22 protein-coding genes and 1 pseudogene are annotated in these 24,987 nt (G+C 71.0%); 9 read left to right on the top strand and 14 right to left on the bottom strand.

Annotated elements, in window-relative coordinates:
* Positions 1-25: 25 nt before the first annotated feature.
* The gene (gene purD, locus B0A89_RS13920; protein WP_085378621.1) at positions 26-1,288 is read right to left on the bottom strand and encodes a phosphoribosylamine--glycine ligase; all 1,263 of its coding nucleotides are present in this window, start codon (positions 1,286-1,288) and stop codon (positions 26-28) included.
* 113 nt (positions 1,289-1,401) lie between these two features.
* Here purD and xseA point away from each other — a divergent pair, with 113 nt between their 5' ends.
* On the top strand, positions 1,402-3,630 hold the full coding sequence (xseA, locus tag B0A89_RS13915) for an exodeoxyribonuclease VII large subunit (protein WP_085378620.1): 2,229 nt from the start codon (positions 1,402-1,404) through the stop codon (positions 3,628-3,630).
* A gap of 119 nt (positions 3,631-3,749) precedes the next feature.
* On the opposite strand, the gene B0A89_RS13910 is transcribed toward xseA, so the two are convergent.
* Positions 3,750-5,891, bottom strand: a complete 2,142-nt coding sequence (locus B0A89_RS13910; RefSeq protein WP_240558568.1) for a glycosyltransferase family 2 protein — start codon at positions 5,889-5,891, stop codon at positions 3,750-3,752.
* A gap of 74 nt (positions 5,892-5,965) precedes the next feature.
* Complete coding sequence (gene carA / locus B0A89_RS13905; protein WP_085378618.1) at positions 5,966-7,117, bottom strand: glutamine-hydrolyzing carbamoyl-phosphate synthase small subunit; 1,152 nt, start codon at positions 7,115-7,117, stop codon at positions 5,966-5,968.
* 117 nt (positions 7,118-7,234) lie between these two features.
* Here carA and B0A89_RS13900 point away from each other — a divergent pair, with 117 nt between their 5' ends.
* Entirely contained in the window at positions 7,235-7,696 is a 462-nt protein-coding gene (locus B0A89_RS13900; protein ID WP_085378617.1) for a GatB/YqeY domain-containing protein, read from the top strand.
* A gap of 91 nt (positions 7,697-7,787) precedes the next feature.
* Here B0A89_RS13900 and B0A89_RS13895 read toward each other — a convergent pair whose 3' ends face one another.
* Positions 7,788-8,372 (bottom strand): (d)CMP kinase, encoded by a 585-nt coding sequence (locus tag B0A89_RS13895; protein WP_085378616.1) that lies wholly within the window; start codon positions 8,370-8,372, stop codon positions 7,788-7,790.
* A 217-nt stretch (positions 8,373-8,589) separates the two neighbouring features.
* Entirely contained in the window at positions 8,590-9,762 is a 1,173-nt protein-coding gene (locus B0A89_RS13890) for an NAD(P)/FAD-dependent oxidoreductase (protein ID WP_240558567.1), read from the bottom strand.
* Positions 9,763-9,914: 152 nt separating this feature from the next.
* Between B0A89_RS13890 and B0A89_RS13885 the strand changes: the two genes are divergently transcribed.
* Genes B0A89_RS13885 through B0A89_RS13875 form a run of 3 tightly spaced genes read left to right on the top strand, consistent with a single transcriptional unit; the run spans position 9,915 to position 11,431 of the window.
* The gene (locus B0A89_RS13885) at positions 9,915-10,289 is read left to right on the top strand and encodes an NADH:ubiquinone oxidoreductase subunit NDUFA12 (RefSeq protein WP_085378614.1); all 375 of its coding nucleotides are present in this window, start codon (positions 9,915-9,917) and stop codon (positions 10,287-10,289) included.
* The gene (gene mlaD / locus B0A89_RS13880; protein ID WP_085378613.1) at positions 10,290-10,769 is read left to right on the top strand and encodes an outer membrane lipid asymmetry maintenance protein MlaD; all 480 of its coding nucleotides are present in this window, start codon (positions 10,290-10,292) and stop codon (positions 10,767-10,769) included. It begins immediately after the preceding gene.
* Positions 10,766-11,431 carry a DUF2155 domain-containing protein gene (locus B0A89_RS13875; protein WP_085378612.1) on the top strand — a complete coding sequence of 222 codons (666 nt, stop codon included), beginning with the start codon at positions 10,766-10,768 and terminating at the stop codon, positions 11,429-11,431. Before mlaD ends, B0A89_RS13875 begins: the two co-directional genes overlap by 4 nt.
* Here B0A89_RS13875 and aat read toward each other — a convergent pair.
* The 9 genes from aat to B0A89_RS13830 all read right to left on the bottom strand — a co-directional run bounded on the left by aat (position 11,428) and on the right by B0A89_RS13830 (position 21,465).
* A complete protein-coding gene (gene aat / locus B0A89_RS13870; protein ID WP_085378611.1) occupies positions 11,428-12,075 on the bottom strand; it encodes a leucyl/phenylalanyl-tRNA--protein transferase in 648 nt (215 codons plus the stop codon). The two genes, B0A89_RS13875 and aat, sit on opposite strands and share 4 nt — an antisense overlap.
* A 410-nt stretch (positions 12,076-12,485) precedes the next feature.
* Positions 12,486-13,832: an acetyl-CoA carboxylase biotin carboxylase subunit gene (gene accC, locus B0A89_RS13865; RefSeq protein WP_085378610.1), complete on the bottom strand. Its 1,347-nt coding sequence runs from the start codon at positions 13,830-13,832 to the stop codon at positions 12,486-12,488.
* 10 nt (positions 13,833-13,842) lie between these two features.
* A complete protein-coding gene (accB, locus tag B0A89_RS13860) occupies positions 13,843-14,349 on the bottom strand; it encodes an acetyl-CoA carboxylase biotin carboxyl carrier protein (RefSeq protein WP_085378609.1) in 507 nt (168 codons plus the stop codon).
* Positions 14,318-15,307 (bottom strand): lysophospholipid acyltransferase family protein, encoded by a 990-nt coding sequence (locus B0A89_RS13855; RefSeq protein WP_085378608.1) that lies wholly within the window; start codon positions 15,305-15,307, stop codon positions 14,318-14,320. The genes accB and B0A89_RS13855 overlap by 32 nt, the downstream gene beginning before the upstream one ends.
* The gene (locus tag B0A89_RS13850; protein WP_240558566.1) at positions 15,304-16,254 is read right to left on the bottom strand and encodes a DMT family transporter; all 951 of its coding nucleotides are present in this window, start codon (positions 16,252-16,254) and stop codon (positions 15,304-15,306) included. The genes B0A89_RS13855 and B0A89_RS13850 overlap by 4 nt, the downstream gene beginning before the upstream one ends.
* A 97-nt stretch (positions 16,255-16,351) precedes the next feature.
* Positions 16,352-18,373: a transketolase gene (gene tkt / locus B0A89_RS13845; protein WP_085378607.1), complete on the bottom strand. Its 2,022-nt coding sequence runs from the start codon at positions 18,371-18,373 to the stop codon at positions 16,352-16,354.
* A 92-nt stretch (positions 18,374-18,465) separates the two neighbouring features.
* Positions 18,466-19,437 (bottom strand): tyrosine recombinase, encoded by a 972-nt coding sequence (locus tag B0A89_RS13840; RefSeq protein ID WP_085378606.1) that lies wholly within the window; start codon positions 19,435-19,437, stop codon positions 18,466-18,468.
* Positions 19,434-21,206, bottom strand: a complete 1,773-nt coding sequence (locus tag B0A89_RS13835) for a hypothetical protein (RefSeq protein ID WP_157115362.1) — start codon at positions 21,204-21,206, stop codon at positions 19,434-19,436. Before B0A89_RS13835 ends, B0A89_RS13840 begins: the two co-directional genes overlap by 4 nt.
* A complete protein-coding gene (locus B0A89_RS13830; protein WP_157115361.1) occupies positions 21,190-21,465 on the bottom strand; it encodes a hypothetical protein in 276 nt (91 codons plus the stop codon). The genes B0A89_RS13835 and B0A89_RS13830 overlap by 17 nt, the downstream gene beginning before the upstream one ends.
* A gap of 225 nt (positions 21,466-21,690) precedes the next feature.
* On the opposite strand from B0A89_RS13830, the gene B0A89_RS13825 reads away from it, so the two are divergent.
* The 4 genes and pseudogenes from B0A89_RS13825 to B0A89_RS15415 all read left to right on the top strand — a co-directional run bounded on the left by B0A89_RS13825 (position 21,691) and on the right by B0A89_RS15415 (position 24,727).
* Positions 21,691-22,197 (top strand): shikimate kinase, encoded by a 507-nt coding sequence (locus B0A89_RS13825; RefSeq protein ID WP_240558711.1) that lies wholly within the window; start codon positions 21,691-21,693, stop codon positions 22,195-22,197.
* A complete protein-coding gene (aroB, locus tag B0A89_RS13820; protein WP_420814398.1) occupies positions 22,194-23,306 on the top strand; it encodes a 3-dehydroquinate synthase in 1,113 nt (370 codons plus the stop codon). The genes B0A89_RS13825 and aroB overlap by 4 nt, the downstream gene beginning before the upstream one ends.
* 56 nt (positions 23,307-23,362) lie before the next feature.
* Positions 23,363-23,910, top strand: a pseudogene (gene ssb, locus B0A89_RS13815) (single-stranded DNA-binding protein).
* A 31-nt stretch (positions 23,911-23,941) separates the two neighbouring features.
* Entirely contained in the window at positions 23,942-24,727 is a 786-nt protein-coding gene (locus B0A89_RS15415) for a transglycosylase SLT domain-containing protein (RefSeq protein ID WP_205949759.1), read from the top strand.
* Positions 24,728-24,987 lie beyond the last annotated feature (260 nt).

Here is a 24,987-nt window from a genome sequence, read left to right as displayed (position 1 = left end):
CGGCCCCGCCCGCGTGACCGGCGCGCTATAGCGCGCGCCAGCCGATATCGCGGCGCATGAAGCCCTGCGGCCAGTCCACCCTGCCGGCAAGATCATAGGCGCGCGCCCGCGCCTCGGCCAGGGTCGCGCCCCGGCCCGTTGCATTCAGCACGCGCCCCCCGTCTGCCACGATCTGCCCGTCGCGTTCGGCTGTGCCGGCATGGAACATCATCCGGGCCGAGTCTTCCGGCAGCTCGGCAAGCCCGCCGATGACGCTGCCCTTGGCATACTCGCCGGGATAGCCCTGCGCGGCCAGCACCACCGTCAGCGCATGATCATCGGCCCAGGTGACGCAAAGCTCTGACAGCCTTCCCTCGGCGCAGGCATGGATCAGGTCAAGCGCCTGCGCGCCCAGCCGCATCATCAGCACCTGACATTCCGGATCGCCGAAGCGGACATTGTATTCCACCAGCCGGGCGCGCCCGTCCTCAATCATCAGCCCGGCGTAAAGGACGCCCTGGAAGGGGGTGCCGCGGCGGGCCATTTCGGCCACCGTGGGGCGGATGATCTCGTCCATGACCTGCGCCTGGATGGCCGGGGTCAGGACGGGGGCGGGGGAATAGGCGCCCATGCCGCCGGTATTGGGCCCGGTGTCGCCTTCGCCCGCGCGCTTGTGATCCTGCGCGGTGCCGATGGCGAGGCAGGTCGTTCCATCGACCAGCACAAAAAAGCTGGCTTCCTCGCCGGGCATGAATTCCTCGATCACGACCGCGGCGCCGGCTGCGCCGAAGGCGCCGCCCAAGGCCGCGTCGATGGCAGCTTCGGCCTCGGGCAGGGTCATGGCGACGGTCACGCCCTTGCCGGCGGCCAGGCCGTCGGCCTTGATCACGATGGGGGCGCCGGTGCGGGCCACATGGGCGCGGGCGGCGGCGGCGTCGGTGAAACGCGCCCAGCCGGCGGTAGGCGCCCCGCAGGCGTCGCAGATCTCCTTGGTGAAAGCCTTGGATGCCTCGAGCATGGCGGCCGCGCGCGAGGGGCCGAAAACCGCCACCCCTGCGGCGCGCAGCGTATCCGCGACCCCCGCGGCCAGCGGCCCTTCGGGGCCGATCACGACCAGGTCGATCGCATGGCCCTCGCAGAAGGCCGTGACCGCTGCCCCGTCGGTGATGGCAAGCTGGGCACAACGGGCCAGGGCGGCGATCCCGGCATTGCCGGGCGCGACGATCAGCCGGTCGCATTTGGGGTTCTGGCGGATCGCCCAGGCGAGTGCGTGTTCGCGCCCGCCGCTTCCGAGGATCAGGATGTTCATTGCCGCCTCCGTGCCGCAGCAGGGCTTTAGGATGCCGCCGGCCCTGCGGCAAGGCTTTGCGCCCCCCGAGAAGCCGCTTGAACCCGCGCCGCCGCTGGGCGACATCCTTGGGCATGGAGCTTTTCGAGGATAGCGCGCCGGGTCCGGGCAATGCGCCCGCGATGACCGTGTCCGAACTGTCGGGCGCGGTCCGCCGGATGGTCGAGGGCGAGTTCGGGCGCGTCCGGGTGCGCGGCGAGGTGGGGCGGGTGTCGCGCCCCTCGTCGGGGCATCTGTATTTCGATCTCAAGGACGACCGTGCCGTGCTGGCGGCAGTCTGCTGGCGCGATGTCGCGGGCAAGCTGCCGCATCGGCCCGAGGAAGGGCTGGAGGTGATCGTCAGCGGCCGCCTGACGACCTTCCCGGGCCAGTCCAAGTATCAACTGCTCGTCGAATCGATTGAGCCGGCCGGCCTTGGCGCGCTGATGGCAATGCTGGACCAGCGGCGGCGCCTGCTGGCGGCCGAAGGGCTGTTCGATGCCGCACGCAAGCGCCCGATCCCCTATCTGCCGGGTGTGATCGCGGTCGTGACCTCGCCCTCGGGTGCGGTGATCCGCGATATCCTGCACCGCCTGCGCGACCGCTTTCCCAGCCGGGTGCTGATCTGGCCGGTGGCGGTGCAGGGGCCGCAGTCGGCACCCCAGGTCGCGCAGGCGATCCGTGCGCTGAATGCGCTGCCTGCGGGCGGGCCGGTGGCGCGGCCCGACCTGATCATCGTGGCGCGGGGCGGCGGGTCGGTCGAGGATCTGTGGGGCTTCAATGACGAGGCGGTGGTGCGCGCGGTCGCGGCGGGGACGATCCCCCTGATTTCGGCCGTGGGGCATGAGACGGATACGACGCTGATCGACCATGCCGCCGACCTGCGTGCCCCGACACCGACGGCGGCGGCCGAGATGGCGGTGCCGGTGCTGGCCGAACTGGGGGCGCGCCTTGCCGACAGCCAGGCGCGGCTGTGGCGCTCGATGCAGGCGCGCATCGACCGCCCCGCCCAGCGGCTGGGCGATCTGGGCCGGGCGCTGGGGCGGCCGCAGGCGGCGGCCGAGGCGGCGCGGCAGCGGCTTGACCTGACGGCACCCCGGCTGGAGCCGGTGCTGCGCGGCTTTGTGCGCGACCGCCGCCGCCAGGCCGAGGCGCAGAGCCTGCCGCTTTATGCCCTGCGCAGCTTCATGGCCGACCGGACAGCGGCGCTTGGCCGTTCTGGCCTGGCGCTGGACCAGGCGATCCGCAGATCTGCCCAGGCCCGGCACAACAGGCTTCCAGCGGTGCGGCCCGCGGCGGTCCGGCTGGCCGTAAGCGCCGCCGGCCGGCGGCTGGAGGGACAGTCGGGACGGCTGGCCCCGGCCCTGGGACGGCGCGTGCAGGCGGGCCGCCTGCGCCTTGACGGCCTGAACGGCCGCCTGACGGCCGCGCGCCGCCGGGCCGAGCGCGAGGCGCAGGCCGATCTGGCCGAGGCCGGCAAGGCGCTGGCGGCAGTCTCGCGCCGACTGGCCGCCGCGGCGCAGGTTATCATAACCCGGCGCCGCGATGCGGTGGACCGGCTGGATCGGCTGCGCCAGACGCTGGGCCATACCGAGACGTTGCGCCGCGGCTTTGCCATCGTGCGCGGCCGCGAGGGGCTGGTCACGTCGGCCAGTGCTGCGGCGGGCCAGCCATGGCTGGATATCGAGTTCGCGAGCGGACAGGTTCGCGCGATCCCTGTCCCGGCCGATGGACCGGCGGGTGGCACGGGCGCGCCCGACCCTGCTCCGCCCCTTGCGCCCGAGAAGGTGCAGCCCGGCAAGGCAGGCCAAGAAGCAGGCGATCCTGCGCCGGCCGGAAAGGCGGGCGTGCCGGGAAATGGCCGCACGGCCCGGCGGCAGCGCGGGGCCGTAGCGGAGCGCGGCGCCGCAGCCTTTGCAGAGAGCGATCGGGCGCCGGGCCGCGGGTCGGCAAGGTCCGGCCACCCTGGCGGGCCGCCGGCGGATGATGCGGCAACGCCAGAGGACGATGCGGTGTTGCCAAACGATGAGCCGGCACGGCCGGAGCAGGGTGCTGCCGGGCCGGGCGATGGGGCGTGGCCAAGGCAGGGTGCCGCCGGGCGTGAGGATGAGGCGGGGTCAACGCAGCGTGCTGCCGGGCGTGGCGATGAGGCGGGGTCAACGCAGCGTGCTGCCGGACGAGGGGATAAGGCTGGGCCAGAGCAGGGCGCCGCTGGGCAAAGTGGCGGCGATCCGGGGCGGGGGGCGGCAGCGCATCCCCCTGCACCCCTGCCGCGCCGCCGGGCCAGGACCTCCTCGCCTCCCGACCAGGGTTCCCTGTTCTGACGGCTGGCGGGCGCGGATCAGCCGGTCCGGCAGGCAAGAGGGAACGGCGCCGGCGCAGGCAGAGGCATTTTTTCTGTTCGGCTGGCGCGATATTCTGACGGCCGGCTCTTGAACGCGGATCAGCCGATGCGCCCGGCGAAAGGCACCTGCATCGCCGCCGGGGCCGTTCCATACCCCGCGGCTGTGCCGGGCAAGGAGACGATCAGGCCCCCGTCAGGCGCCCGCAGGCCGCGCTGCACGGCTTCCGCCTCGTGCCCGCCTGCAACTGCCAGCACCGGGATCATGGCCGCCGCAGGGGCCTGCGGCTCTGCGATCTCGTCGGCGGTCTGGTCAAAGACGCCATGCACCGTCTTGTCCCAGTAGAACGGCTTGACCACGATCTCATAGGCGGCCTTCCACGCGGCAAGGCAGGCCAGCGCGAAATACAGCGGCAGCATCGGCGCCCAGGGCATCAGCGGGCGATGCGTCCTGCGCACCGACCAGCATGCAATCGACAGGTTAAGCGCCTCGGACCCAAGGAACAGGCCGATCACGGCCATGCCGGCCGGCCCGTCCATCATGGCGCCCAGAGGATGCCCGATCCCGAGCGTGAGCAGCCAAAAGCTCCAGAGCACCGGGGCAAGCAGGAACTGTTGCACGGTCGCGAACATCTGCAGGTGAAAGCCGATCGTCCGGGCCGGGCCGATTTCGCGCCACAGGCGCCGCGGATCGCGCATATGCACGCCCCAGGTCATCGCAAATCCCTTGAGCCAGCGCGACCGCTGCTTGATCCAGGGAACGGTCCGGCAGTTCGCCTCCTCATGGGTGGTGGTGTCCACGATCTCGGTCCGATAGCCGAGGCGGGCCAGGCGTATGCCCAGATCGGCATCCTCGGTCACGTTCCAGCTGTCCCACCCGCCTGCATGGTCAAGCGCGCTGCGCCGGATGAAGAAGGTCGTCCCGCCCAAGGGCACGACCAGCCCCATGCGCGCAAGGCCCGGCAGCACGCCGCGGAACCAGGCCGAGTATTCCAGCGTAAAGCAACGGGCGAGCCAGTTGGTGCGCGGATTGTAGAAATCGAGTGCCCCCTGCACGCAGGCAACCTCGGGCCCGGCATGGTCGAAATGCCGGGCGATCTTGTGAAGCTGGTCGGCCTCGGGCCGGTCCTCGGCATCCCAGACGCCGATGATCGGGCCGCGGCAGAAGTTCAGCGCATAGTTCAGCGCCCGCGGTTTGGTGCGGATCGGCCCGTCCGGCACGGTGACGATCCGCATCCAGAACGGCAGCCTCGCGCCTGACAGCGCGTTGCGCGTCACCTGGTCGGTTTCCTCGACGACCAGCAGGATATCGGTCAGCTCGCGCGGGTAATCGAGCCGGGCGAGCCGGCCCACCAGACGGTCGGCGATGTTTTCCTCGCGGAACATGGGGACCATGACCGAGATGACCGGCAGTTCCCCATCCTTTCGGCTGCTGCCTGGCCGGGCCGCCGGCGGCAGGCGCAGCGTCGCCCGGAAGGCCAGCGCCTTGAGCGCCGTCGTCGCGGCCAGCGTGCCGACCGTCAGCGCGCTGAGCGCGGCCAGCACCGCAACGGGGGCAAGCCACAGGCCGATGGCCAGCACCGCCATCAGCGCCAGCAGGATCGCCCCCAGCCGCAATTCGTTGCGGGTGCGGCATGACATGTCGGGGGCGACGCAGGTTTCGGCCCGGCGGATCAGCGCCGTCCCGCGCGTCGCCAGCAGGGCGCGCGTGCAGTCGGTCTCCCCGCAAAGCAGCATCCGCACCGGGCCCAGCCGCGCTTCAAGCTGGGGGCGCAGGGCTTCGAATTCATCGGGGCGGGCTGCGGCGACGAATGCCACGCCCCCGGTGCGCCGCCACGGCACCAGCCTGTGCGACAGGCACCACTCGGCCCCCGCCTGGTCGATCAGGCGCGTATCGGGCGGCACCGCGGCAAGGTCGATGAGGCTGGTGCGCCATTGCTGCGACAGCGCCCGGCCCAGCGCCGCTTCGCTGACCCAGCCATGGGCCAGCAGGATTTCCCCCAGCCTGGCCGTCTGACGGCGGTGCAGCATCAGGGCCTTGAGCAGATTGCCCGGATCAACCGCCCCGTCATCCAGCAGGATCTGGCCCAGCGCCCGGTGATCACGGCCATCGGCGCGGGGGGGCGCGGCGCGGTCGCCGCCTTGCGCCGGCCGCGGCCGGAACGGCGCTGCGGCACCCGGAACGGCCTGCATGGCATGATCTTCGCCTGCCCGGACGGTGCGGCGAATCCTCGTGACAGACATGGGGCACCTCGGGCGGACGCATGCCCCCCGTGATGGCGCCCAAACCTTAAGGTCAGGTTAATCCTGCCGGATGGTCAGCCCCCGCGGCGCGCCTGCATGGCATCGGCGAAGCGCTGGAACAGATAGGCGCTGTCCTGCGGGCCGGGGCTTGCCTCGGGGTGATACTGGACCGAAAAGACCGGCCGTTCCGCCACCCTCAGCCCGCAATTCGAGCCGTCGAAGAGGCTGACATGGGTTTCGATCACGCCCTCGGGAAGGGTCTGGGCATCAACCGCGAAACCGTGGTTCATCGAGGTGATCTCGACCTTGCCGGTTTCCACATCCTTGACGGGGTGGTTGGCGCCGTGATGGCCATGGTTCATCTTGACCGTCCTGGCCCCCAGGGCAAGCGCCAGCATCTGATGGCCGAGGCAAATGCCGAAGATCGGAAGATCATGGTCCAGCAGGCTTCGGATCATCGGGACGGCATAGGCCCCGGTCGCGGCCGGATCGCCCGGCCCGTTCGACAGGAAGACGCCTTCGGGCTGGTGTGCCATGATCTCATCGGCCGTCGCCGTCGCGGGCAGCACCGTCACATCGGCGCCGCTTTCGGCGAGCGAACGCAGGATGTTCCGTTTGGCCCCGTAGTCGACGGCAACGACGCGGAAAGGGGTGCCCGTGCCGCGGGCGCCGAAACCCTCGTTCCATCGCCACAGGCCCTCGTCCCAGCGATAGCTCTGCGCGCAGCTGACCCCGCGGGCCAGATCCATGCCCACCAGGCCCGGCCATGCGCGCGCGCGAGCGACCAGCGCTTCGATATCGAAATTGCCCTGCGGATCATGCGCCAGAACCACATGCGGGGCGCCCTGCTGGCGGATGGCGCGGGTCAGGCGGCGCGTGTCGATGCCGCCGATCCCGATGCGCCCGCGCCGTTCCATCCACCCGGCAAGATCGCCGGCCGCCCGCCAGTTGGACGGCTCGGAGGGATCCCACTTGACCACGATGCCGGCGGCGACAGGATCTGACGCCTCGTCATCCTCGGGCGTGACGCCCGTGTTGCCGATATGCGGAAAGGTAAAGGTGACGACCTGCGCGGCATATGAGGGATCGGTCATGATCTCCTGATAGCCGGTCATGGCGGTGTTGAAGACCAGCTCGGCCACCACCGCGCCAGTCGCGCCGAAGCCCTGGCCATAGAAGATCGTCCCGTCGGCCAGTGCTAGGCACGCGGTGGGTTTCTGTTCCATCGACTACCCCTGGAAAAATCGGTCGATGGCTAAGGGAAGCGGGCGGCGCGGTCAAGGTGGCTTGACCATCGCGCGAGGTTGGGGGCAAGCCCACCGCAGACAGACAGCGAGGACGGCATGGAACTGCGCGAGAAAATCCAGCACGCGACGAAAGAAGCGATGCGCGCCAAGGATCAGGTGCGGCTTTCGACGCTGCGGCTGATCGGGGCGGCGATCAAGGACCGCGAGATCGCCCTGCGCGGCGAGGCAGGGCAGGCCGGACTGGCCGATGAGGACATCACCTCGCTGCTGTCCAGGATGGTCAGGCAGCGCCAGGAATCGGCCCGCGCCTATGAGGAAGGCGGGCGGCTGGAGCTGGCCGAGCGCGAGACGCAGGAAATCGGGATCATCCAGGAATTCCTGCCCCGCCAGCTCGACCCGGCCGAGATCGCGGATGCGATCGACCGGGCGGTTGCTGATCTGGGCGCGGCATCGGTGCGCGACATGGGGCGCGTCATGGCGGCCCTGCGCGAACGCCATGCGGGGCAGATGGACTTTGGCGCCGCCGGTGCGCTGGTGAAATCGCGGCTGATGAGCTGAGACGCAAAAAGGCAGCCGCCGCGCTGGTGCGGCGATTCGCCCCGCGTTCGGGCAGCGCCGTCGGGCGGGCACCGGGCAAGGTGCCCGCCCTTCACGAAAGGCGGGATTGCACGATGCGCACGGCGGCGGCGGCGGCGTCCTCGATGCTCATCGCGGTCGTGTCGAGCGTGACGGCGTCCTCGGCCGGGCGCAGGGGCGCGGTGGTGCGGGCGGCATCGCGGGAATCGCGTTCGCGCAGCTGGGCCAGCATCTCCTCCACATCCGTGCCCAACTCGGCCGCGCGGCGCCGTGCGCGGGTCAGATCGGCCGCGACCACGAACAGCTTCACCGCCGCCTGCGGGCAGATCACGGTGCCGATGTCGCGCCCGTCAAGGATCGCCCCCGGCGCCCGCGCGGCAAAGCGGCGCTGAAAGTCAACCAGCGCGGCCCGCACCTCGGGGATGGTGGCAACGCGGCTGGCGGCCTGACCGGCCTCGGCGCTGCGCAGGTCGGGACGGGCGAGGTCGTCGGCGCTCAGCGCCTGCGCCGCGGCGATCGGATCGCCGCCCATCGCCCCCACGGCCCGATAGAGCAGACCGGTGTCGAGATGATGAAAGCCGAATCGTTCCGCGAGGGCGCGGGCGATGGTGCCCTTGCCCGAGGCGGCAGGTCCGTCGATGGCGATGGTGAAGGGCATGCGGTGTCGTGACCAGGGTTCGAGAGGCCATGCAGATCACAAGGCGGCACCCTTAGACAAGATGCCTCTGCGATGGCCGCCCCTCTGCGCCCATGGCTCGCCGCCTGCAAGGTCATCCTTGCCGCGCATCCGCCGGCGGCCCCGCCCTGCGGGCCGGTGCGTCCGCCCCCCGGACGCCAAGCCGCCCGGTGCAAGGGCGGCCATGGTTCGCCTCGCCTCACACGATCGCCGCTTCGGCAAAGGGCCGGCCGTCCAGCACCCGCTGCATCCCAAGCTCGCTGAGGTCGAGCGTGACCCAGTCGCCATGGACGATCTGCTCGGCCACCCCGCGGCCCACGGCGGGGGCCTGCTGCAATCCGTGCCCGGAAAATCCGTTGGCTTGGTAAAGATTGGGCACCTGCGGATTGCGCCCCAGGATCGCGTTCTGGTCCAGGGTGTTGAAGGCATAGTGCCCCGCCCATTCGCGCACGACCTTGGCCGCCTCGAACCCCTCGCAGCGCTCATAGAGGGCCGGCCAGACGTGATCCTCCCACAGTTCGGACTGGGGGGCGAAGTCATCCTCGGCGCAGGGGCCGTCCGTGGCGGGGACGGTGGCGGCCAGCCACTGGCCATGCTCGGGGCGCATCCAGATCCCCGAAGGGTCAATGACCAGCGGGGCGTCCGGCTGGCGGGCGGCGGGGGCATCGACCACAAAGATGGTGCGCTTGCGCGGCTCGACCGGCAGATCCAGGTTGACGCTGCGCATCAGGCCGGCGCAACGGGGACCGGCGCAGTTCACGAACACATCGGCCCCCCGGCGCGCGCCCGATGCCAAGACGGCGGCGGTGATCCGGTCGCCGTCCCGTTCGAACCTGTCCACCCGGTCGGTGATCCAGCGCGCGCCGGCGGCGCGGGCGGCGTTCTTCATCCCCGACAACAGGCCCATATTGTCGAAGAACCCCTCGTCGCGCGGGCCGAAGGAACCGGCGGTGATCCCGTCCAGCGTCATCCAAGGAAAGCGGGCGGCCAGTTCGGCCGGGCCCAGCACCTGCGTGCCCGCCCCGAGGCCGCGCTGCATGGCGGCCAGCGATTCAAGCTGGGCGGCGCCGGTTTCGGTCTCGGTGAGGAAAAGATAGCCGTTCTCGCGCAGGCCGAGATCGGGCACCCCGCCGGCCGGGCCGGTATGGCGGGCAAAGTCGCGGATGAAGGCGATGCCAAAGCGGCTGATGGCGACGTTCACGGGGTTGGTGAACTGCGACCGGATACCGGCCGCCGACAGCGCCGTGGACGAGGTGGCATAGCCCGGATCAGGCTCGATCACCGTGACGCTGATGCCGGGATCCATCCGGGTCAGCCAGAAGGCCACGGACGCGCCCATCACGGCGCCGCCTGCGATCAGAACCTCGGTCATTCCCTTCAACCCCCCATTCGGCCCGATCAGCTTTCCGCGCGGCGCAGAACTGCGCAAGGGGCTGCGTTGGGCCGCGGGCGCACCCGCCCAAGGCGCTGGACCTTGCCGCGACGATGAGCGATACGAGGAGCGGATTTTGCGGGAGCCTGCCCATGTGGATCGTCGATCGCCTGCTGACCTGGTGGAACGGCCAGACGCTGGGAACGCAGCTGTGGACCGCCCGCAACGGCACCAGGGTCGGCGAGGACAGCTTCGGCAACATTTATTACCAGACCGCCGGCGGCAAGCGGCGCTGGGTCATCTACAACGGCGAGGCCGAGGCGAGCCGGGTTCCGGCCGAATGGCATGGCTGGCTGCATTTCACGATCGACGCCGCGCCCTCGCAGGTGCCGCTGCCGCGCAAGCCGTGGGAACGGCCTCATGTGCCGAACCTCACCGGGATGCCGGGGGCCTATCACCCGCCGGGATCGCTCTATCGCGCCGCGCCCAAGCCGCGGCGCGACTATGACGCCTGGCAGCCGGAATAGATGGCCGAGGCGGCTGAACGCGTCGAGCTGGTCGTCGGCGCTTTCGTTCTGGCGGTGGCGGCGGGCTTTCTTGTCTGGGCCACGGGTGGACCGGGCGGGGCAGCCGGGGGCAGCTATTCCCTGCGCGCCGCCTTTCCGAATGTGGACGGGGTCGAGAAGGGCACCGAGGTGCGGCTGGCCGGCGTGCGGGTCGGGCGCGTGTCCGATGTCAGGCTGAACCCCCAGACCTATTATGCCGAGGCGGAATTGCAGGTGCCCGACACCATCGCCCTGCCGACCGACAGCGCCGCGCTGATTCAGTCGGACGGGTTGCTGGGGGGGTCCTATATCGAACTGCGGCCGGGCGGCGCTGCCGACATGCTCAGGCCCGGTGACGAGATCGAGGATGTGCAGGGCTCGGTCAGCCTGCTGGCGCTGATGATGAAGTTTCTGGATTCCCAGGGCGGCAAGGGCGATGCCGCTGACAAGGGGGCGCCATGATCCGTCCTGCAATGGTGGCCGCGGTGCTGGTGCAGGCGCTGCCTGCAGCGGCCCAGACGCGCGCCAGCACCGATGTGGCGCCCGGCACGCGGGCCGAAACTGTCGCGCCGTTGGTGGACGGGGACGTTGCGCGGGGGCAGGGGGCGTTGCTGCGGGGCCTGGACAAGGTATCGGGCCAAAGCACCGACCTGCCGGTCAATACTGGCGATGCGGTCGAGTTCGGCCGGCTCGAGGTGCGCCTGGGCGAATGCCGCTATCCCGCCGCCGATCCCGAATCGGATGCCTTTGCCCAACTGACCATCACCGATCGCACGGCGCGCAAGACATTGTTCGCCGGCTGGATGATCGCTTCGTCGCCGGCGCTGTCGGCACTGGACGATGCGCGCTATGACGTATGGGTGGTCGCCTGCACCGACGGCACGGCCACGGCGCGCCCTGACCTGACCTATGTGCCCGATACCGCGGTGCCCGAGGGCGGCGAAGGCGCCGGCCCGGATGGCGAAGGCGCCCCCCCGGTGCAGGGAACCGGCGGCGAGGGCGAGGATGACATGCCCGGCGACCAGGGCACTGACGCCGCGCCGGACGCATCGCCCGGCGATGCCCCGGCAGACGCCATCCCCCCGGCCCCAGCCGCCGCAGGCACGGACGAGGTTGCCCGCTAGGCGCGCCGCGCCCGCAGCGTGTCCAGCAGCCCGGCCGCGTCCTGCAGCGGCCTTTCGTCGAACCGGACGGTCAGCTGCAGCGCCTCGGCCAGACGCGCCTGATAGACGGGGCGTGGGATTTCAAGCCCGCCCATGCTGGCCAGGTGGGCCGAGCGGTATTGCGTGTCCAGCAGCGTGAAGCCGCATCGGTCCAGATGATCGGAGAGCCACAGCAGCGCGATCCGCGATCCGCTGGCCTGGGTCGAGAACATGCTTTCCCCGAAGAACGCACCCCCGAGGCTGACCCCGAACAGGCCGCCCGCCAGAACCCCGCCCTTGTAGACGGCCAGCGCATGGGCATGCCCGGCCTCGTGCAGGGCGGCATAAAGCGCGCGCAGGGGGGCGTTGATCCAAGTCTCGGGCCGGTTGGCGCAGTGATCGACGATCAGGTCGAAACGGGGCGCGGCATCGGCCGTCCAGCCCCCCCGCGCCAGTTCGCGCAGCAGTGAGCGCGAGGCGTGAACCCCGCCGACCGGCAGGATGCCGCGCCGCGGCGGATTGAACCATGACAGCCCCGGATCACCGGCCGAGCCGGCCATCGGAAAGATGCCGTTCGCATAGCCGGCAAGCAGTTCCGCAGGGGTAAGCCGGGTTGACGCAATCATGGGCAGCTCCGGCGGCCGGGGCCTCGCACTGGCGCCCCCATGGTCATTGCCGGACGGATGCCCGCCTGATCGTGTCGTTGTCATCACCGTTTCCACTGCGCAGATCACCGCCCTGATGGGGCGGCGCGAATTGTCTGGCCGGCTGACCCGCCGCGGCACGGGCCCTTCCGGCATATGGGACAGGGGCATCAATAGGGAAAGGCGCGCCCGCGCCCCCTGGCGCCCCGCCCGGCCTTGCAAGGCCCTGCCGTGCAACCACCGCGCCGCCCTTGCCCCGGCAGGGGGGCGCCCCCGACGGCACCGGCGCGGCGCTCGCCTTGTCAAGGCGCAGGCGGGCCGGAACATGCCCGGCCGCCGCGAAGGGTCGGGCGTAAGGCCCAGCCGCCGGCTTTCGGCCCATTACCCCGTCATCAGAACTCGGCCGTCTCAAGCCAGCGTTCCAGCCAGTGGATGGAATAGTCGCCGCGCTGGATCTCTGGATCCTTGAGCAGGCGCCGGAACAGGGGGATCGTGCTGTCCACCCCGTCCACGATCAGCTCGCCCAGCGCGCGGTTCAGCCGCGCCAGCGCCTCGTCCCGGTCGCGGCCATGGACGATCAGCTTGGCGATCAGCGAGTCGTAGTTCGGCGGGATCGAATAGCCGGCATAGAGCGCGCTGTCCATTCTGACCCCCAGCCCGCCCGGCGCGTGGTATTGCGTGACCTTGCCGGGGCAGGGGGAAAAATTCGGCAGGCGTTCGGCATTGATGCGGGCCTCGATCGCATGGCCGCGGATCACCAGATCGCCTTGGGCAAAGCTCAGCGGCTCGCCGGCGGCGACACGGATCTGCTCGCGCACCAGATCGACGCCAAAGATCGCTTCGGTCACCGGATGCTCGACCTGCAGGCGGGTGTTCATCTCGATGAAATAGAAGGCGCCGTCCTCATAGAGGAACTCGATGGTGCCGGCGCCGGCGTATTTCAGCCGTGCCATCGCGTCGGCGCAGATGCCGCCGATGCGGGCGCGTTCCTCGGGCGTGATCGAGGGGCCGGGGGCCTCCTCAAGAACCTTCTGGTGGCGGCGCTGAAGCGAGCAGTCCCGCTCGCCCAGATGAACGGCCTTGCCGCGGCCATCGCCGAAGATCTGGATCTCGATATGGCGCGGACGCTGAAGGTATTTCTCGATATAGACTTCGTCGTTGCCGAAGGCGACCTTGGCCTCTGACCGGGCGGTGCGGAAGGCGACCTCCAGCCCGGCCTCGTCGCGGGCGACCTTCATGCCCCGGCCGCCGCCGCCGGCAGTCGCCTTGATGATGACCGGATAGCCGATCGCCCCTGCGACCTGGCGGGCGGCGTCCACGTCGGGCACGCCCCCGTCCGATCCCGGCACCACCGGGATGCCCAGCGAGCGGGCCGTATCCTTGGCGGTGATCTTGTCGCCCATGATGCGGATATGTTCGGCGCGCGGCCCGATGAAGGTCAGGCCGTGATCCTCGACCATCTGCACGAACTGGGCATTTTCGGACAGAAAGCCATAGCCGGGATGGATCGCCTGCGCGCCCGTGATCTCGCAGGCCGAGACGATGGCCGGCATGTTCAGATAGGATGCCGGCGAGGGCGCCGGCCCGATGCAGATCGATTCGTCCGCCATGCGGACATGCATGGCGTCGCTGTCGGCGGTGGAATGGACCGCGACCGAGGCGATGCCCATCTCGCGGCAGGCACGGATCACCCGCAGGGCGATTTCGCCGCGGTTGGCGATCAGGATCTTGTCGAACATCGCGGGTGCCTCATTCGACGATCATCAGCGGGGTGCCGAACTCGACCGGGGTGCCGTCCTCGACCATGATGCGGCGCACCGTGCCGGCGCGCGGGGCGGGGATGTGGTTCATCGTCTTCATCGCCTCGACGATCATCAGCGTGTCGCCCTCGGCCACCTGCTGGCCGAGCGTGACGAAGGGCGCGGCCCCCGGTTCGGCGGCCAGATAGGCGGTCCCGACCATGGGCGAGGTGACGGCCCCCGGCAGGCTGGCCGGATCGGTGGCAACCGCCGGCGCGGCGGCCGCGGCGGGTGCCGGCGCGGCAAGGGGCGCGGCGACAGGGGCAGGGGCGGCAGGGGCGGCCTGCACCAGCACCTGCCTGCCATGCTTGGACAGCGCGACCGTCAGCTTGTCGTTTTCACCGTATTCGCGCTTGACCGACAATTCGGTCAGCTCGTTGCGGTTGAGCAGTTCGGCGAGCGCCTGGATGAAGGCTGCGTCGCTGTCATGCGGACGGGTCTTGTGGGTGTCGCTCATCGGTCTCTCTGCCTTGGGCCGTTCTCGCGGGGGCGCTGTCGGGGCCGCTTATAGACGCTGGTGCGGGGCAAGGAAACCCGAGGTTCTTCCAGCGGCGGTGGACCCAGAACCACTGGTCCATATGGGCGCGCACCAGGGTTTCCAGATCGTCGTTCAGCGCCTGCATCATCGCGGCCGGATCGCCCGGCGCGACGGGGGCGCCGACCTGCACGCGAAAGGACAGCCCGTCGCGCTGGCGGATCGCCGCGATGGGAACCAGCAGCGCGCCATATTTCAGCGCCAGTTCCGCCGGGGTCAGCACCGTCTGCGTGGGCAGCCCGAACAGCCGCAGCGTCGCGCCGTGGCGGTCATACTGATCAAAGCCCAGGCACAGCATGCCGCCCCCGCGCAGAAAGCGGATCATGCCCGTCAGGCCGGCCCGGCCGCTGCGGGCAAACAGCGGCTGGGCGATCGCCTGCATGGCCGGAATGTAATGGGCGTTGAAGGCGGCGTTGTTCATGGGGCGGTAAAGCGCCCCGACCGGCCAGCCGCGCGCGGCGATGGCGGTCCGCATGGCGTCGTAATTGCCGAAATGCGCGCAGGCCAGGATCACCGGCCGGCACGCCGCCGCCGCCGCCTCGAGCGCGCCCAGACCGGGGCCGGTCAGCGGATCGCTGGCGGTAATGCGTGCGGTGAACGCAGACCCCGAATAGATCTCGATCAGGGCGCGGCCGGCATTGTCGGGAACCGCGCGGGTCAGGCGGCGGATCTCGGCCGCGGGCAGGTCGGGCCGGGCAAGCGCCAGATTGGCGCGGATGCGCCGCCGCCACCCCGCCAGCGGGCCGGCCACATGGGCAAACAGCCAGCCCATCGCGGCGATGCGGCGCGGATAGGGCAGCAGGCCCAGCACCGCGACCAGCAGGCGGAATGCCGCGCTGGCCAGGCGGTCGGGCAGCGCGGCCGGGGGCCGCCCGCTCATCGCCGGGCGGCGCGCATGGACTGCGCCTCGCGCGCCCAGACATAAAGGCCCGCACCCACGATCATCGCCGCGCCCACGAATGTCCACAGATCGGGCACCGCGCCGAAGAACAGCCACCCCCACAGCCCGGCCCAGATCAGCCCGGTATAGCCGAACGGCGCGATGGCGGCCGCTTCGGCCAGGGAAAAGGCCCGGATCAGCAGGGTCTGCGCAACCGTGCCGATCATCCCCATCGCCGCAAAGGCCCACAGATCGCCCGGCGCGATGGGCTGCCACACGAAGGGGACGACGGTGGATGCCGCCAGCGTGGCCACCGTCGTGGACCACAGGATCGAGGTCGCGGTGGAATCGCCCCGCACCATCCGCGTCATGATCGCCCCGGCGGCATAGCTGAAGGCCGCCAGCAGCGGCAGGATCGCGGCCGGATGCAGAACCCCGGTCCCCGGACGGATGATGACCAGCGCCCCCGCAAGCGCCACCGCGATCCCCGCGATGCGGCGGATCCCGATACGCTCGCCCAGGAACACCGCCGCGGCCAGCGTGATGAGAACGGGGTTGCAGTCCATGATGGCCGTCGCCTCGGCCAGCCCGATGAACTGCAGCGCGGCGAAGAAGAGACCGATCGAGCCGACCTGCGTCAGCCCCCGCCCCACCTGCAGCAGCGGCGCGGACGAGCGCGCCAGCGAACGCAGCCGGGGCGCCAGGACGACCAGCACGATGGCAAGATTGATCGCCATGCGCATCCAGATCACCTGCGCCGGGTGATAGCGCGCTGTCAGATGCTTGCCCAGCGCGTCCATCAGCGTGAACAGGAACACCGAGGCAAGCAGCATCAGGATGCCGCCCGTCTGGTGCGCCGTCAGTGCAGGCATTGCCGCAGCGCGGCCCTTGCCCACCGTGCGTCCTGCCCCCGGTTGCAATGGCCCGGCCATCAGGGGGCCGTCCATGCGGCCGGAACGGCCGGCAGCAGGCGGGAAAAGCCAGGATGCATTGCGGCGCGCAGGATCGCGGCGGGGGGCATGAGCCGCCCGCGCAGGGCGCCGCTCACAGCAGCGCCTTGACCTTTTGCACGGTGTCTTCGGCAGTGATGCCGAACTCCTTGTAAAGGCGGTCGGCCGGGGCGGAAGCGCCGAAGCCGGTCATGCCGACGAAATCGCAGCGCCGCCAATCGCCCCGCTCGCCCATCAGCAGCCAGTCCCAGGGCTGGCGCAGGGCCGCCTCGATGGCGATGCGGACAGGCCCCTCGGGCAGCACCTGCTGGCGGTAGTCCTCGGGCTGGCCGGCAAACAGCTCCATGCAGGGAACCGAAACGACGCGGGCGGGGATGCCGTCCGCCTCAAGCGTCTCGGCAGCCTTCACGGCGATCTCCACCTCGGAGCCGGAGGCCAGCAGGATCGCCTGCGGCTGCGCGGATGCCTCGCGCAGTACATAGGCGCCGCGGGCGGACAGGTTCTCGTCGGTGTGGTCGGTGCGCAGCACCGGCAGGTTCTGCCGCGACAGCGCCAGGACCGAGGGCGTGGTTTCGGTGGACAGCGCCAGTTCCCACGCCTCGGCGGTTTCCACCACGTCGCAGGGGCGGAAGGTCCAGGTATTCGGCGTCGCGCGCAGCATCGCCAGATGCTCGACCGGCTGGTGGGTGGGGCCGTCCTCGCCCAGGCCGATGGAATCATGGGTCATTACATAGACGACCGGCACCCCCATCAGCGCCGACAGGCGCATCGCGCCGCGGGCATAGTCGGCAAAGCACAGGAAGGTGCCGCCATAGGGACGGAAGCCGCCATGCAGCGCCAGCCCGTTCATCGCCGCCGCCATGCCGTGTTCGCGGATGCCGTAATGGATATAGCGCCCGGCCCGGTTCTGGGCGTCGAAGATGCCCAGATCGGCGGTTTTGGTCAGGTTCGACCCGGTCAGGTCGGCCGAGCCGCCGATGGTCTCGGGCAGCACCGCATTGACCGCGGCCAGCACCATTTCAGACGCCTTGCGGGTTGCCACCTTGGGCTTGTCGGCGCTGGCCTTGCGCTTGAAATCGGCGATGGCGGGGGCAAGGGCGGGGTTCGCCTCGCCCGAAACGCGCGCGGCAAAGGCATCGCGCCGGTCCTGCGGCAGCGCATCGACGCGCGCCGCCCATGCCTCGCGCAGCGGCGCCCCGCGGCGGCCGATCTCGCGCCAGCGGGCGATCAGATCGTCGGGCAGTTCGAAATCGCCGTGTTCCCACGCATAGGCCAGCCGCGTCGCCTTGATCTCGTCTGCGCCCAAGGGCGAGCCGTGGACGCCCGACGTGCCGCCCTTCTTTGCCGACCCATAGCCGATGGTCGTGCGGCAGGCGACCAGCACGGGGCGGCCGTCATCCTCTTTGGCGGCGGTCAGGGCGCGGTCGATGTCGGCGGCGTCATGGCCGTCGCAGACCATCGTGCGCCAGCCCGACGCCTCGAACCGCCTGATCTGGTCGGTGGCGTCCGACAGCGAGACCTTGCCGTCGATGGTGATGCCGTTGTCGTCCCACAGCACGATCAGGCGGCCAAGGCGCAGATGACCGGCCAGGGCGATCGCCTCCTGGCTGATGCCTTCCATCAGGCAGCCGTCGCCGGCGATGACCCAGGTGCGGTGGTCGCACAGTTCCTCGCCGAACTCGGCGCGCATCTTGGCCTCGGCGATGGCAAAGCCGACCGAGGATGCCAGCCCCTGACCCAAGGGGCCGGTGGTCATCTCGACCCCCTCGGCATGGCCGTATTCGGGATGGCCGGCCGTGACGGCGCCCCATTGGCGGAAGTTCCTGATCTGGTCCAGCGTCATCTGTTCAAAGCCGGTCAGATGCAGCAGCGAATAGATCAGCATGGACCCGTGGCCCGCCGACAGGATGAAGCGGTCGCGGTCGAACCAGTTGGGGGCGCTCGCGTCGAATTTCAGGTGCCTGCCCCACAGGACCGTGGCGACATCGGCCATGCCCATCGGCATCCCCGGATGGCCCGAATTGGCGGCCTCGACCGCATCCATCGACAGCGCGCGGATGGCGCTGGCGAGGCTCCAGTGGTCGGGATCGGCAAGACGGGCTTTGGTCAGGGGCATCGGATGGATCCTCGGGATGGAACGGGCGGCTTGCTGGGGTGATAGGCAGACCCTGCCGCGGTTGCAAGGCGGCGGGGGCGGGGGCGGGGGCGTCAGTCGCCCTGAGGCGGCCGGGCCAGGGGGTGGCGCGTCAGGACCAGCTCGCGCAGCCGCGTATCGAGGACATGGGTGTAGATTTCGGTGGTGCCCAGATCGGCATGGCCCAGCAGCGCCTGGATGGCGCGCAGATCCGCCCCGCCTTCCAGAAGGTGGGTGGCGAAGGCATGGCGCAGCACATGGGGCGTGACCTTGCCTGCGGGCAGGCCGGCCGCCGCGGACAGATCGGCCAGCATGCCGTGGAACGCCTGCCGCGTCATGTGCCCAGCCGCGCCGCGCGCCGGAAACAGCCAGCGCGCCCCGTTGCCCCGCACGAGCCGGCCCAGCGGGCTGTCCGCCCCCGCCCCGTCGCGCACGGCCAGCCACGCCAGGACGGCCCGCCGCGCCGGATCGGTCAGCGGCACCATGCGTTCCCGGCCGCCCTTGCCGCGGATCAGGATCACCTCGGGATTGCCCCGCACGGCCGCGACCGGCAGGCTGACCAGTTCGCTTACGCGCATCCCGGTGGCATAGATCAGTTCCATCGCGGCGGTGTTGCGCAGGCGGTCCTCGGGCGTCGGGCCGTGGTCGGGCACAGCCGCCAGCAGCGCCCCGACCTCGTCCTGGGCCAGCACCCTGGGCAGGCGCTTGCTGCGGCCCGGGCCGGACAGGCGGATGGCGGGGTCGTCCTCGCGCCAGCCTTCCTCGAGCGCGAAACGGGTGAACTGGCGGATCGCCGACAGGCGGCGGGCGCGGGTGGCGGTGGACAGGCCCTCGGCCTCGCAGCGGGCCAGGTAATCCTCGATCTGCTCGCGGCTGAGCGCCGCCAGGGGCGTCGCCTGCGCGGCCGCAAAGGCGGCCAGATCGGCCAGGTCGCGGCCATAGGCCAGCAGCGTGTTGCGCGCCGCGCCGGTCTCGGCCGCGCGTGCATCCAGAAAGGCGCTGATGCGGCGCAGATCGTCGGGCTGTCGGGCGGATGCCTTTGTCAACGCCGCAGGCCGAGGTGATCGGCCAGCAGCAGCTCGACCGCCGTGCGGCGGGCCGCGTCCGGCTGCCCCAGTTCGACCAGACGGCGCAGGCCGGCGGCGGCGCGCTGCACATCGCCGTCCAGCCCCGCCTCGGCATCGGCCATTGCGCGCAGCAGCGCCATGCCCCGCCCCTCGGGCGGGGCCTGCGGCACCGGCACGGCGCCGAGCGCCCCTGCAAAGGCGGCGCCCGGACTGCCGGCAGGGAACGCCGCAGCGGGATAGGGCGCGGTCCCGCCCGGCCCGGATGGCAGGGCGGGCGAGGCATCGGCGCCTGGCGCCGTAGCAGGTGCCGGGGCGCCTGCGGCGGATGGCGCAGGTGCAGCGTCAGCGTCCGGGGTGGTGGTGGCACCCGCGTCGCCGGCAACGGGCGCCGTCCCCTCGACGATGTTCACCAGCGCCCGGTCTGCCCCGGGCAGGCGGGCCGCGCCGGGCACTGGGATCGCGGCCAGCAGGCGCAGATGCGCGGCCGTCTCGGCCGCCGGCCCGTCCAGCACCGCGCCGGGCAGGCGCGGCCCGATCAGCCGCGCCAGCGCCGCCAGCAGCCCCGCCCTGGCAAAGGCCGGCTCGGCCGCGACGAGGACCGAGGACAGCGCCGCCGTATCCCCCGAAACCAGCGCCGCGTCGAGCCGCTGATAGAGCGCCGCGCGGTCCCAGACGCCGCCCGAGGCGGCGGGCTTTTGTTCGGCATAGGCCGCGGCAAGGCGCGCCGGGTCGATCGCGCCTGCGCGCGCCAGCCTTTCGGCCGCCTCGATCTGCGCCTTCCACCCCGCCTCGGGACCCAGGTCGGTCCAGGCGAAGGCGACCGGCAGATCACCTGTGGCCAGCGGCTGTCCGATCGCCTCGGACAGGCGGAATTCCAGCGGCGTGACCGTGTGCGGATCAGGCAGCGCATCGCCTAGATCGGCCGAGCTGTCGTCGAGGAACCGCTCCAGCAATGCCAGCGTCTGATCGGGGATCAGCCGTTCCTGCCGCGCGCCCCGCAAGGTGAGGGCCGCCGCCGACCAATCGCCCGCCTGCGCCAGGCAATAGACCCGTGCCGCAAGGCCGGGGGCAAGGCCAGGCCGCTGCGCCATCTGCGCGCAGACGGCCCCCGCATCGCCCTCATACATCGCCAGATCGAAGCTGCGGGAAAACACCTCGGCGTTCGGCGCACCAGCCGATTGCAGCAGGGCGCGCGCCTCGTCCAGCAGCCCAAGCCCGATCAGCCGGTCCAGCCGGGCCAGGAACAGCCGCCCCTCGTCGCCCGGCGCGCTGCCCGCAGGGGGCGCAAGCTGCGCGGCCAGCATCCGCACCAGCAGCGCGCGTGTCGCCTGCAGGCGCGGCTGGGCCGCGGCGATCGCCTGGGACAGGTCGGCCGCGCTTGCAGGGCCCCACAGATCGCGCGGCAGGCCCGCCGCCCCCGCCGGGATCACGCCCTTGGTATCGGGATTGCCCTCGGCCAGCCGCGTGACCCCGACGCGCGGAACCGAGGCCGTGCTCGCCACCGCCCGGCGTGAGGCCGCGCTCTGGGCAGGGCGCGCCGGGGGGGGCTTGGCGCTGCGGCGGCGCTGGGCGTCGGCGGGCTTGTCCTCGCCCGGCCGCCAGGCCGAGACGGGGCCGGGGGGCGGGGGCGCCTTGCCGGCCAGCCAGTCGCTGGCCGCACGCGGCATTCCCACGCCGAAATCCTGCGCCCCTGCCGGGGCCGCCAGCAACAGCGCCCCGGCCAGCGCCAGATCAATCCAGCGACGCATTGCCCGTCCCGCCGCCTTGGTTGCCGGGCGCCCCGGCGTTGTCCCGGCCCGCTGCCGCCGCGCCGTCGTTCGCGGGGGTTGCGGGCGCGGCAGGGGCGGGGGCAGGGGCAGGCGCACCGGCTGGCAGCCCGCCCAGGTCGATCTGCACCGGAACCCGCATATGCTGAGGATCGGCGCGCATATCCCCGAAATAGGCATAGCCTGCCAGCGCGATCAGCGCGACAGCCAGCAAGACGACGATGACGCGCAGCAGGCGCATGGCGATGGTTCCTTCCTGACGGGCCGGACGGGCGGGCGGCCTGTTACCGGCTGCCCGGTCGGCTCTGCTGTAACGCGCCGCGCCCCGGGGGAAAAGCCGCATGGCCCGCGCAGGCCGACGCGGGGCATTTTGCTGTGGCGTTTGCGCCCGCTTCGCGGCATCAGCAGGCCCTGAACAAGGCAAGAGGGGGCAGCCCAGGTGAGACGCAGCATCGTGCTCGTCGGCATGATGGGGGCGGGAAAGTCGGCTGTGGGGGCCGAACTGTCCCGCCGGCTCCATGCCCCGTTGCGCGATACCGATGCCGAGATCGAGCGCGCCGCCGCCATGACCATCCCCGAGATCTTCGCGCGCGACGGCGAGGCGTTCTTCCGCGCCCGCGAATCCGAGGTGCTGGCGCGCGTGCTGGGGGGCACGCCTGCCGTCGTCTCGACCGGGGGGGGCGCCTGGATGAACCCGGCCAACCGCGAAGCGGTGGCCCGCGCGGGGGTTTCGGTCTGGCTGAACGTGCCGCTGCCGGTCCTGTGGCACCGCGTCCGCCAGCGGCCCGGCCGGCCGCTGCTGCGCACGCCCGATCCGCGGGGCACCATGGAACGGCTGCTGGCCGGGCGCGCGCCCAGCTATGCCCTTGCCGACATCACCGTTCCCGTGGGCGCGGGCGATTCGGTCGAGGATACCACCCTGCGGGTGCTCGACGCCCTGCGCGACCGCCACCCCGACCTGCTGGAGCCGTGATGACCCGCACCGTTTCCGTCCCCCTGGGCGCCCGGTCCTATGATGTCCGCATCGGCGCCGGCCTGATCGAGCGCGCGGCCGATCATATCGCGCCGCTGCTGGCGCGGCCGCGCGCCGCGATCGTGACCGACGAGCATGTGGCCGCGCTGCACCTGCCGCGCCTTGCCGCCGCCCTGAATCGCGCCGGCATCGCCGCGAGCGCCCTTGCCCTGCCGGCAGGCGAGGCGAGCAAGTCCTGGGACCAGCTTGGCCGGACGGTGGAATGGCTGCTTGCCGAACGGATCGAGCGCGCCGACATCGTGATCGCGCTGGGCGGCGGGGTGATCGGCGATCTGGCGGGCTTTGCCGCGGCGATCCTGCGGCGGGGCGTTCGCTTCGTCCAGATCCCGACGACATTGCTGGCCCAGGTGGACAGCTCGGTCGGTGGCAAGACGGGGATCAATTCGCCGCAGGGCAAGAACCTGATCGGCGCCTTCCACCAGCCCGCCCTGGTGCTGGCCGACACCGATGTGCTGGCCAGCCTGCCCGAACGGGATTTCCTTGCCGGCTATGGCGAGGTGGTGAAATACGGGCTGCTGGGGGATGCGGGCTTTTTCGAATGGCTCGAGCTCAACGGGCCGCGCCTGCGCACGGACCGGGCCGCCTTGCAGCATGCCGTCGCCCATTGCGTGGCGATGAAGGCCGGCATCGTCGCGCGCGACGAGACCGAGCAGGGCGAACGGGCGCTGCTGAACCTGGGGCATACCTTCGGGCATGCGCTCGAATCGGCGACGGGCTATTCGGGCCGGCTTCTGCATGGCGAGGGGGTGGCGATCGGCTGTGCGCTGGCCTTCGACCTGTCCGCGCGCCTCGGCCTTTGTTCGCAGGAAGATCCGGGCCGCGTCACGGCCCATCTTGCCGCCATGGGCATGCCCCGCGCCCTGGCCGACGTGCCGGGCGATCTGCCCGAAGATGCCGCCCTGATCGCGTTGATGAGGCAGGACAAGAAGGTCGTCGCCGGCCGCCTGCGGCTGATCCTTGCGCGCGGGATCGGCCAAGCCTTCGTCGCCGATGACGTGCCCCCCGCCGCCATCGCGGCGACTCTGGCGGCGGCGCGCAGGCCGTTCTAAACCCTTTGTCAACCCAAGGCGGATAAAAGCCGCCCCAGCACCCCAAGGAGCCGCTCATGGCAGGCAGTGTCAACAAGGTCATTCTGGTCGGCAATCTGGGTCAGGATCCCGAAATCCGCACCTTCCAGAACGGCGGCAAGATCGCCAACCTGCGCATCGCCACATCGGAACAGTGGAAGGACCGCAATTCGGGCGAACGGCGCGAGCGGACCGAATGGCACACGGTCGTCATCCACAGCGAACCGCTGGTGCGGGTGGCGGAGCAGTATCTGAAAAAGGGCTCCAAGGTCTATATCGAAGGCCAGCTGGAAACCCGCAAATGGCAGGACCAGTCCGGCGCCGACCGCTATTCCACCGAGGTCGCGCTGCGCCCCTTCCGCAGCGAACTGCACATGCTCGACGGACGCGGCGGCCCTGGCGGGCAGGGCGGCGCGCAGGGCGGCGGACGGGGCGGCTATGATGACAGCTATGGCGATTATGACCGGGGCGGCTCGGCCGGCGGCGCATCGGGCGGCTATCAGGGGGGGGCCAGGGCGGACGCCAGGGGGGCGGCGCGCCCGAGCGCAGCGGCGGATCGGAATTCGACGACGAGATCCCGTTCTGATCCGGCAGGCATCCCGCCGGCCTTCGGCGGAATGTCGCCGATCCTTGGCCCCGTTGTCCTGCCGCCGCGGCGCGCGCTATGGCGGCAGGAGGTTTTTGAGCTATCGTCCCGCAAAACCGAAAACCGGCGAGGGACATTCATGCGTGCGGTGGCGACTGGATTTCTGAACGTGGCCCGGCTTGCGGCGCTGGTCGGGGCGACGGGCGCGGTTCTTGGCGCCGCGGCACCCGCGCAGGCCGAGGGGCTGATGCTGGGGGGCGTTTCGTCCAAATCGCGCGCGGCGCAGTTCGCACGGCAGACCCAGCTGATGGATTCCCGCCTCGCTGCCCAGTACCAGCGCTCGCAGCGGCTGCGCCCGGATGCCGGGGGCAGGGTCAAGACCGTCACCATCATCAATCTGGACGGCCGCATCGCCAGCGCGGGCGGCATGATCCCCCGCTATAGCGGCAACCAGCGCAGCAAGTATCTGCCCCATGCCCGCGCAATGGCGCGCAAGCATGGCGTGCCCGAGGATCTGTTCCTGCGGCTGGTCCAGCAGGAATCGGGCTGGAACGCGGGGGCGCGATCCTACAAGGGGGCGCAGGGTCTGGCGCAGCTGATGCCCGGCACCGCGGCCAAGCTGGGCGTCAATCCGGCCGATCCGGTCCAGAACCTCGAAGGCGGCGCGCGCTATCTGCGGATGATGTACAACACCTTCGGCGACTGGCGGCTCGCGCTTGCGGCCTATAATGCCGGCCCCGGCGCGGTGGCCAAGTATCGGGGCGTGCCGCCCTATCGCGAAACCACCAATTATGTCCGGGTCATCCACGGCAGCTGAACGGCCCGCATGACAGGGCATGCTGGGGGCGGTGCCGGTGGCCCGCCCCCTTGCCTTGCCGGAAGGGGCTATCGCGCTGTCCGCAGGCAGGCACCTTCCCTGGGGCGCCTCTGTTCCCGGCCGGTGCGGGTGCCGCATGAAGGGGCGCGATCTCGGCCCTTCGGCCTGCGCGCGCCGCCGGCACCGAACGGCGGTATCCTGTTCCCCGCCCCACAAGGGCCGGGCGCTGATCGGCCAGCGGGCAACTTGGCGAGGCGAGA

This window comes from Paracoccus contaminans, assembly GCF_002105555.1.
Classification (GTDB): Bacteria; Pseudomonadota; Alphaproteobacteria; order Rhodobacterales; family Rhodobacteraceae; genus Paracoccus; species Paracoccus contaminans.
This window is presented reverse-complemented; position numbering and strand designations above follow the sequence as displayed.

Coding starts and splice junctions, on each gene's coding strand:
- carA (WP_085378618.1), bottom strand. CDS start 7,117: ATGGAACAGAAACCCACCGCGTGCCTAGCACTGGCCGACGGGACGATC.
- B0A89_RS13850 (WP_240558566.1), bottom strand. CDS start 16,254: ATGGACGGCCCCCTGATGGCCGGGCCATTGCAACCGGGGGCAGGACGC.
- B0A89_RS13890 (WP_240558567.1), bottom strand. CDS start 9,762: ATGACCGAGGTTCTGATCGCAGGCGGCGCCGTGATGGGCGCGTCCGTG.
- aat (WP_085378611.1), bottom strand. CDS start 12,075: ATGATTGCGTCAACCCGGCTTACCCCTGCGGAACTGCTTGCCGGCTAT.
- tkt (WP_085378607.1), bottom strand. CDS start 18,373: ATGCCCCTGACCAAAGCCCGTCTTGCCGATCCCGACCACTGGAGCCTC.
- B0A89_RS13830 (WP_157115361.1), bottom strand. CDS start 21,465: ATGCGCCTGCTGCGCGTCATCGTCGTCTTGCTGGCTGTCGCGCTGATC.
- B0A89_RS13835 (WP_157115362.1), bottom strand. CDS start 21,206: ATGCGTCGCTGGATTGATCTGGCGCTGGCCGGGGCGCTGTTGCTGGCG.
- xseA (WP_085378620.1), top strand. CDS start 1,402: ATGGAGCTTTTCGAGGATAGCGCGCCGGGTCCGGGCAATGCGCCCGCG.
- mlaD (WP_085378613.1), top strand. CDS start 10,290: ATGGCCGAGGCGGCTGAACGCGTCGAGCTGGTCGTCGGCGCTTTCGTT.
- accB (WP_085378609.1), bottom strand. CDS start 14,349: ATGAGCGACACCCACAAGACCCGTCCGCATGACAGCGACGCAGCCTTC.
- B0A89_RS13900 (WP_085378617.1), top strand. CDS start 7,235: ATGGAACTGCGCGAGAAAATCCAGCACGCGACGAAAGAAGCGATGCGC.
- B0A89_RS13885 (WP_085378614.1), top strand. CDS start 9,915: ATGTGGATCGTCGATCGCCTGCTGACCTGGTGGAACGGCCAGACGCTG.
- B0A89_RS13855 (WP_085378608.1), bottom strand. CDS start 15,307: ATGAGCGGGCGGCCCCCGGCCGCGCTGCCCGACCGCCTGGCCAGCGCG.
- B0A89_RS13825 (WP_240558711.1), top strand. CDS start 21,691: ATGATGGGGGCGGGAAAGTCGGCTGTGGGGGCCGAACTGTCCCGCCGG.
- B0A89_RS13910 (WP_240558568.1), bottom strand. CDS start 5,891: ATGTCTGTCACGAGGATTCGCCGCACCGTCCGGGCAGGCGAAGATCAT.
- B0A89_RS13875 (WP_085378612.1), top strand. CDS start 10,766: ATGATCCGTCCTGCAATGGTGGCCGCGGTGCTGGTGCAGGCGCTGCCT.
- purD (WP_085378621.1), bottom strand. CDS start 1,288: ATGAACATCCTGATCCTCGGAAGCGGCGGGCGCGAACACGCACTCGCC.
- B0A89_RS15415 (WP_205949759.1), top strand. CDS start 23,942: ATGTCGCCGATCCTTGGCCCCGTTGTCCTGCCGCCGCGGCGCGCGCTA.
- B0A89_RS13895 (WP_085378616.1), bottom strand. CDS start 8,372: ATGCCCTTCACCATCGCCATCGACGGACCTGCCGCCTCGGGCAAGGGC.
- accC (WP_085378610.1), bottom strand. CDS start 13,832: ATGTTCGACAAGATCCTGATCGCCAACCGCGGCGAAATCGCCCTGCGG.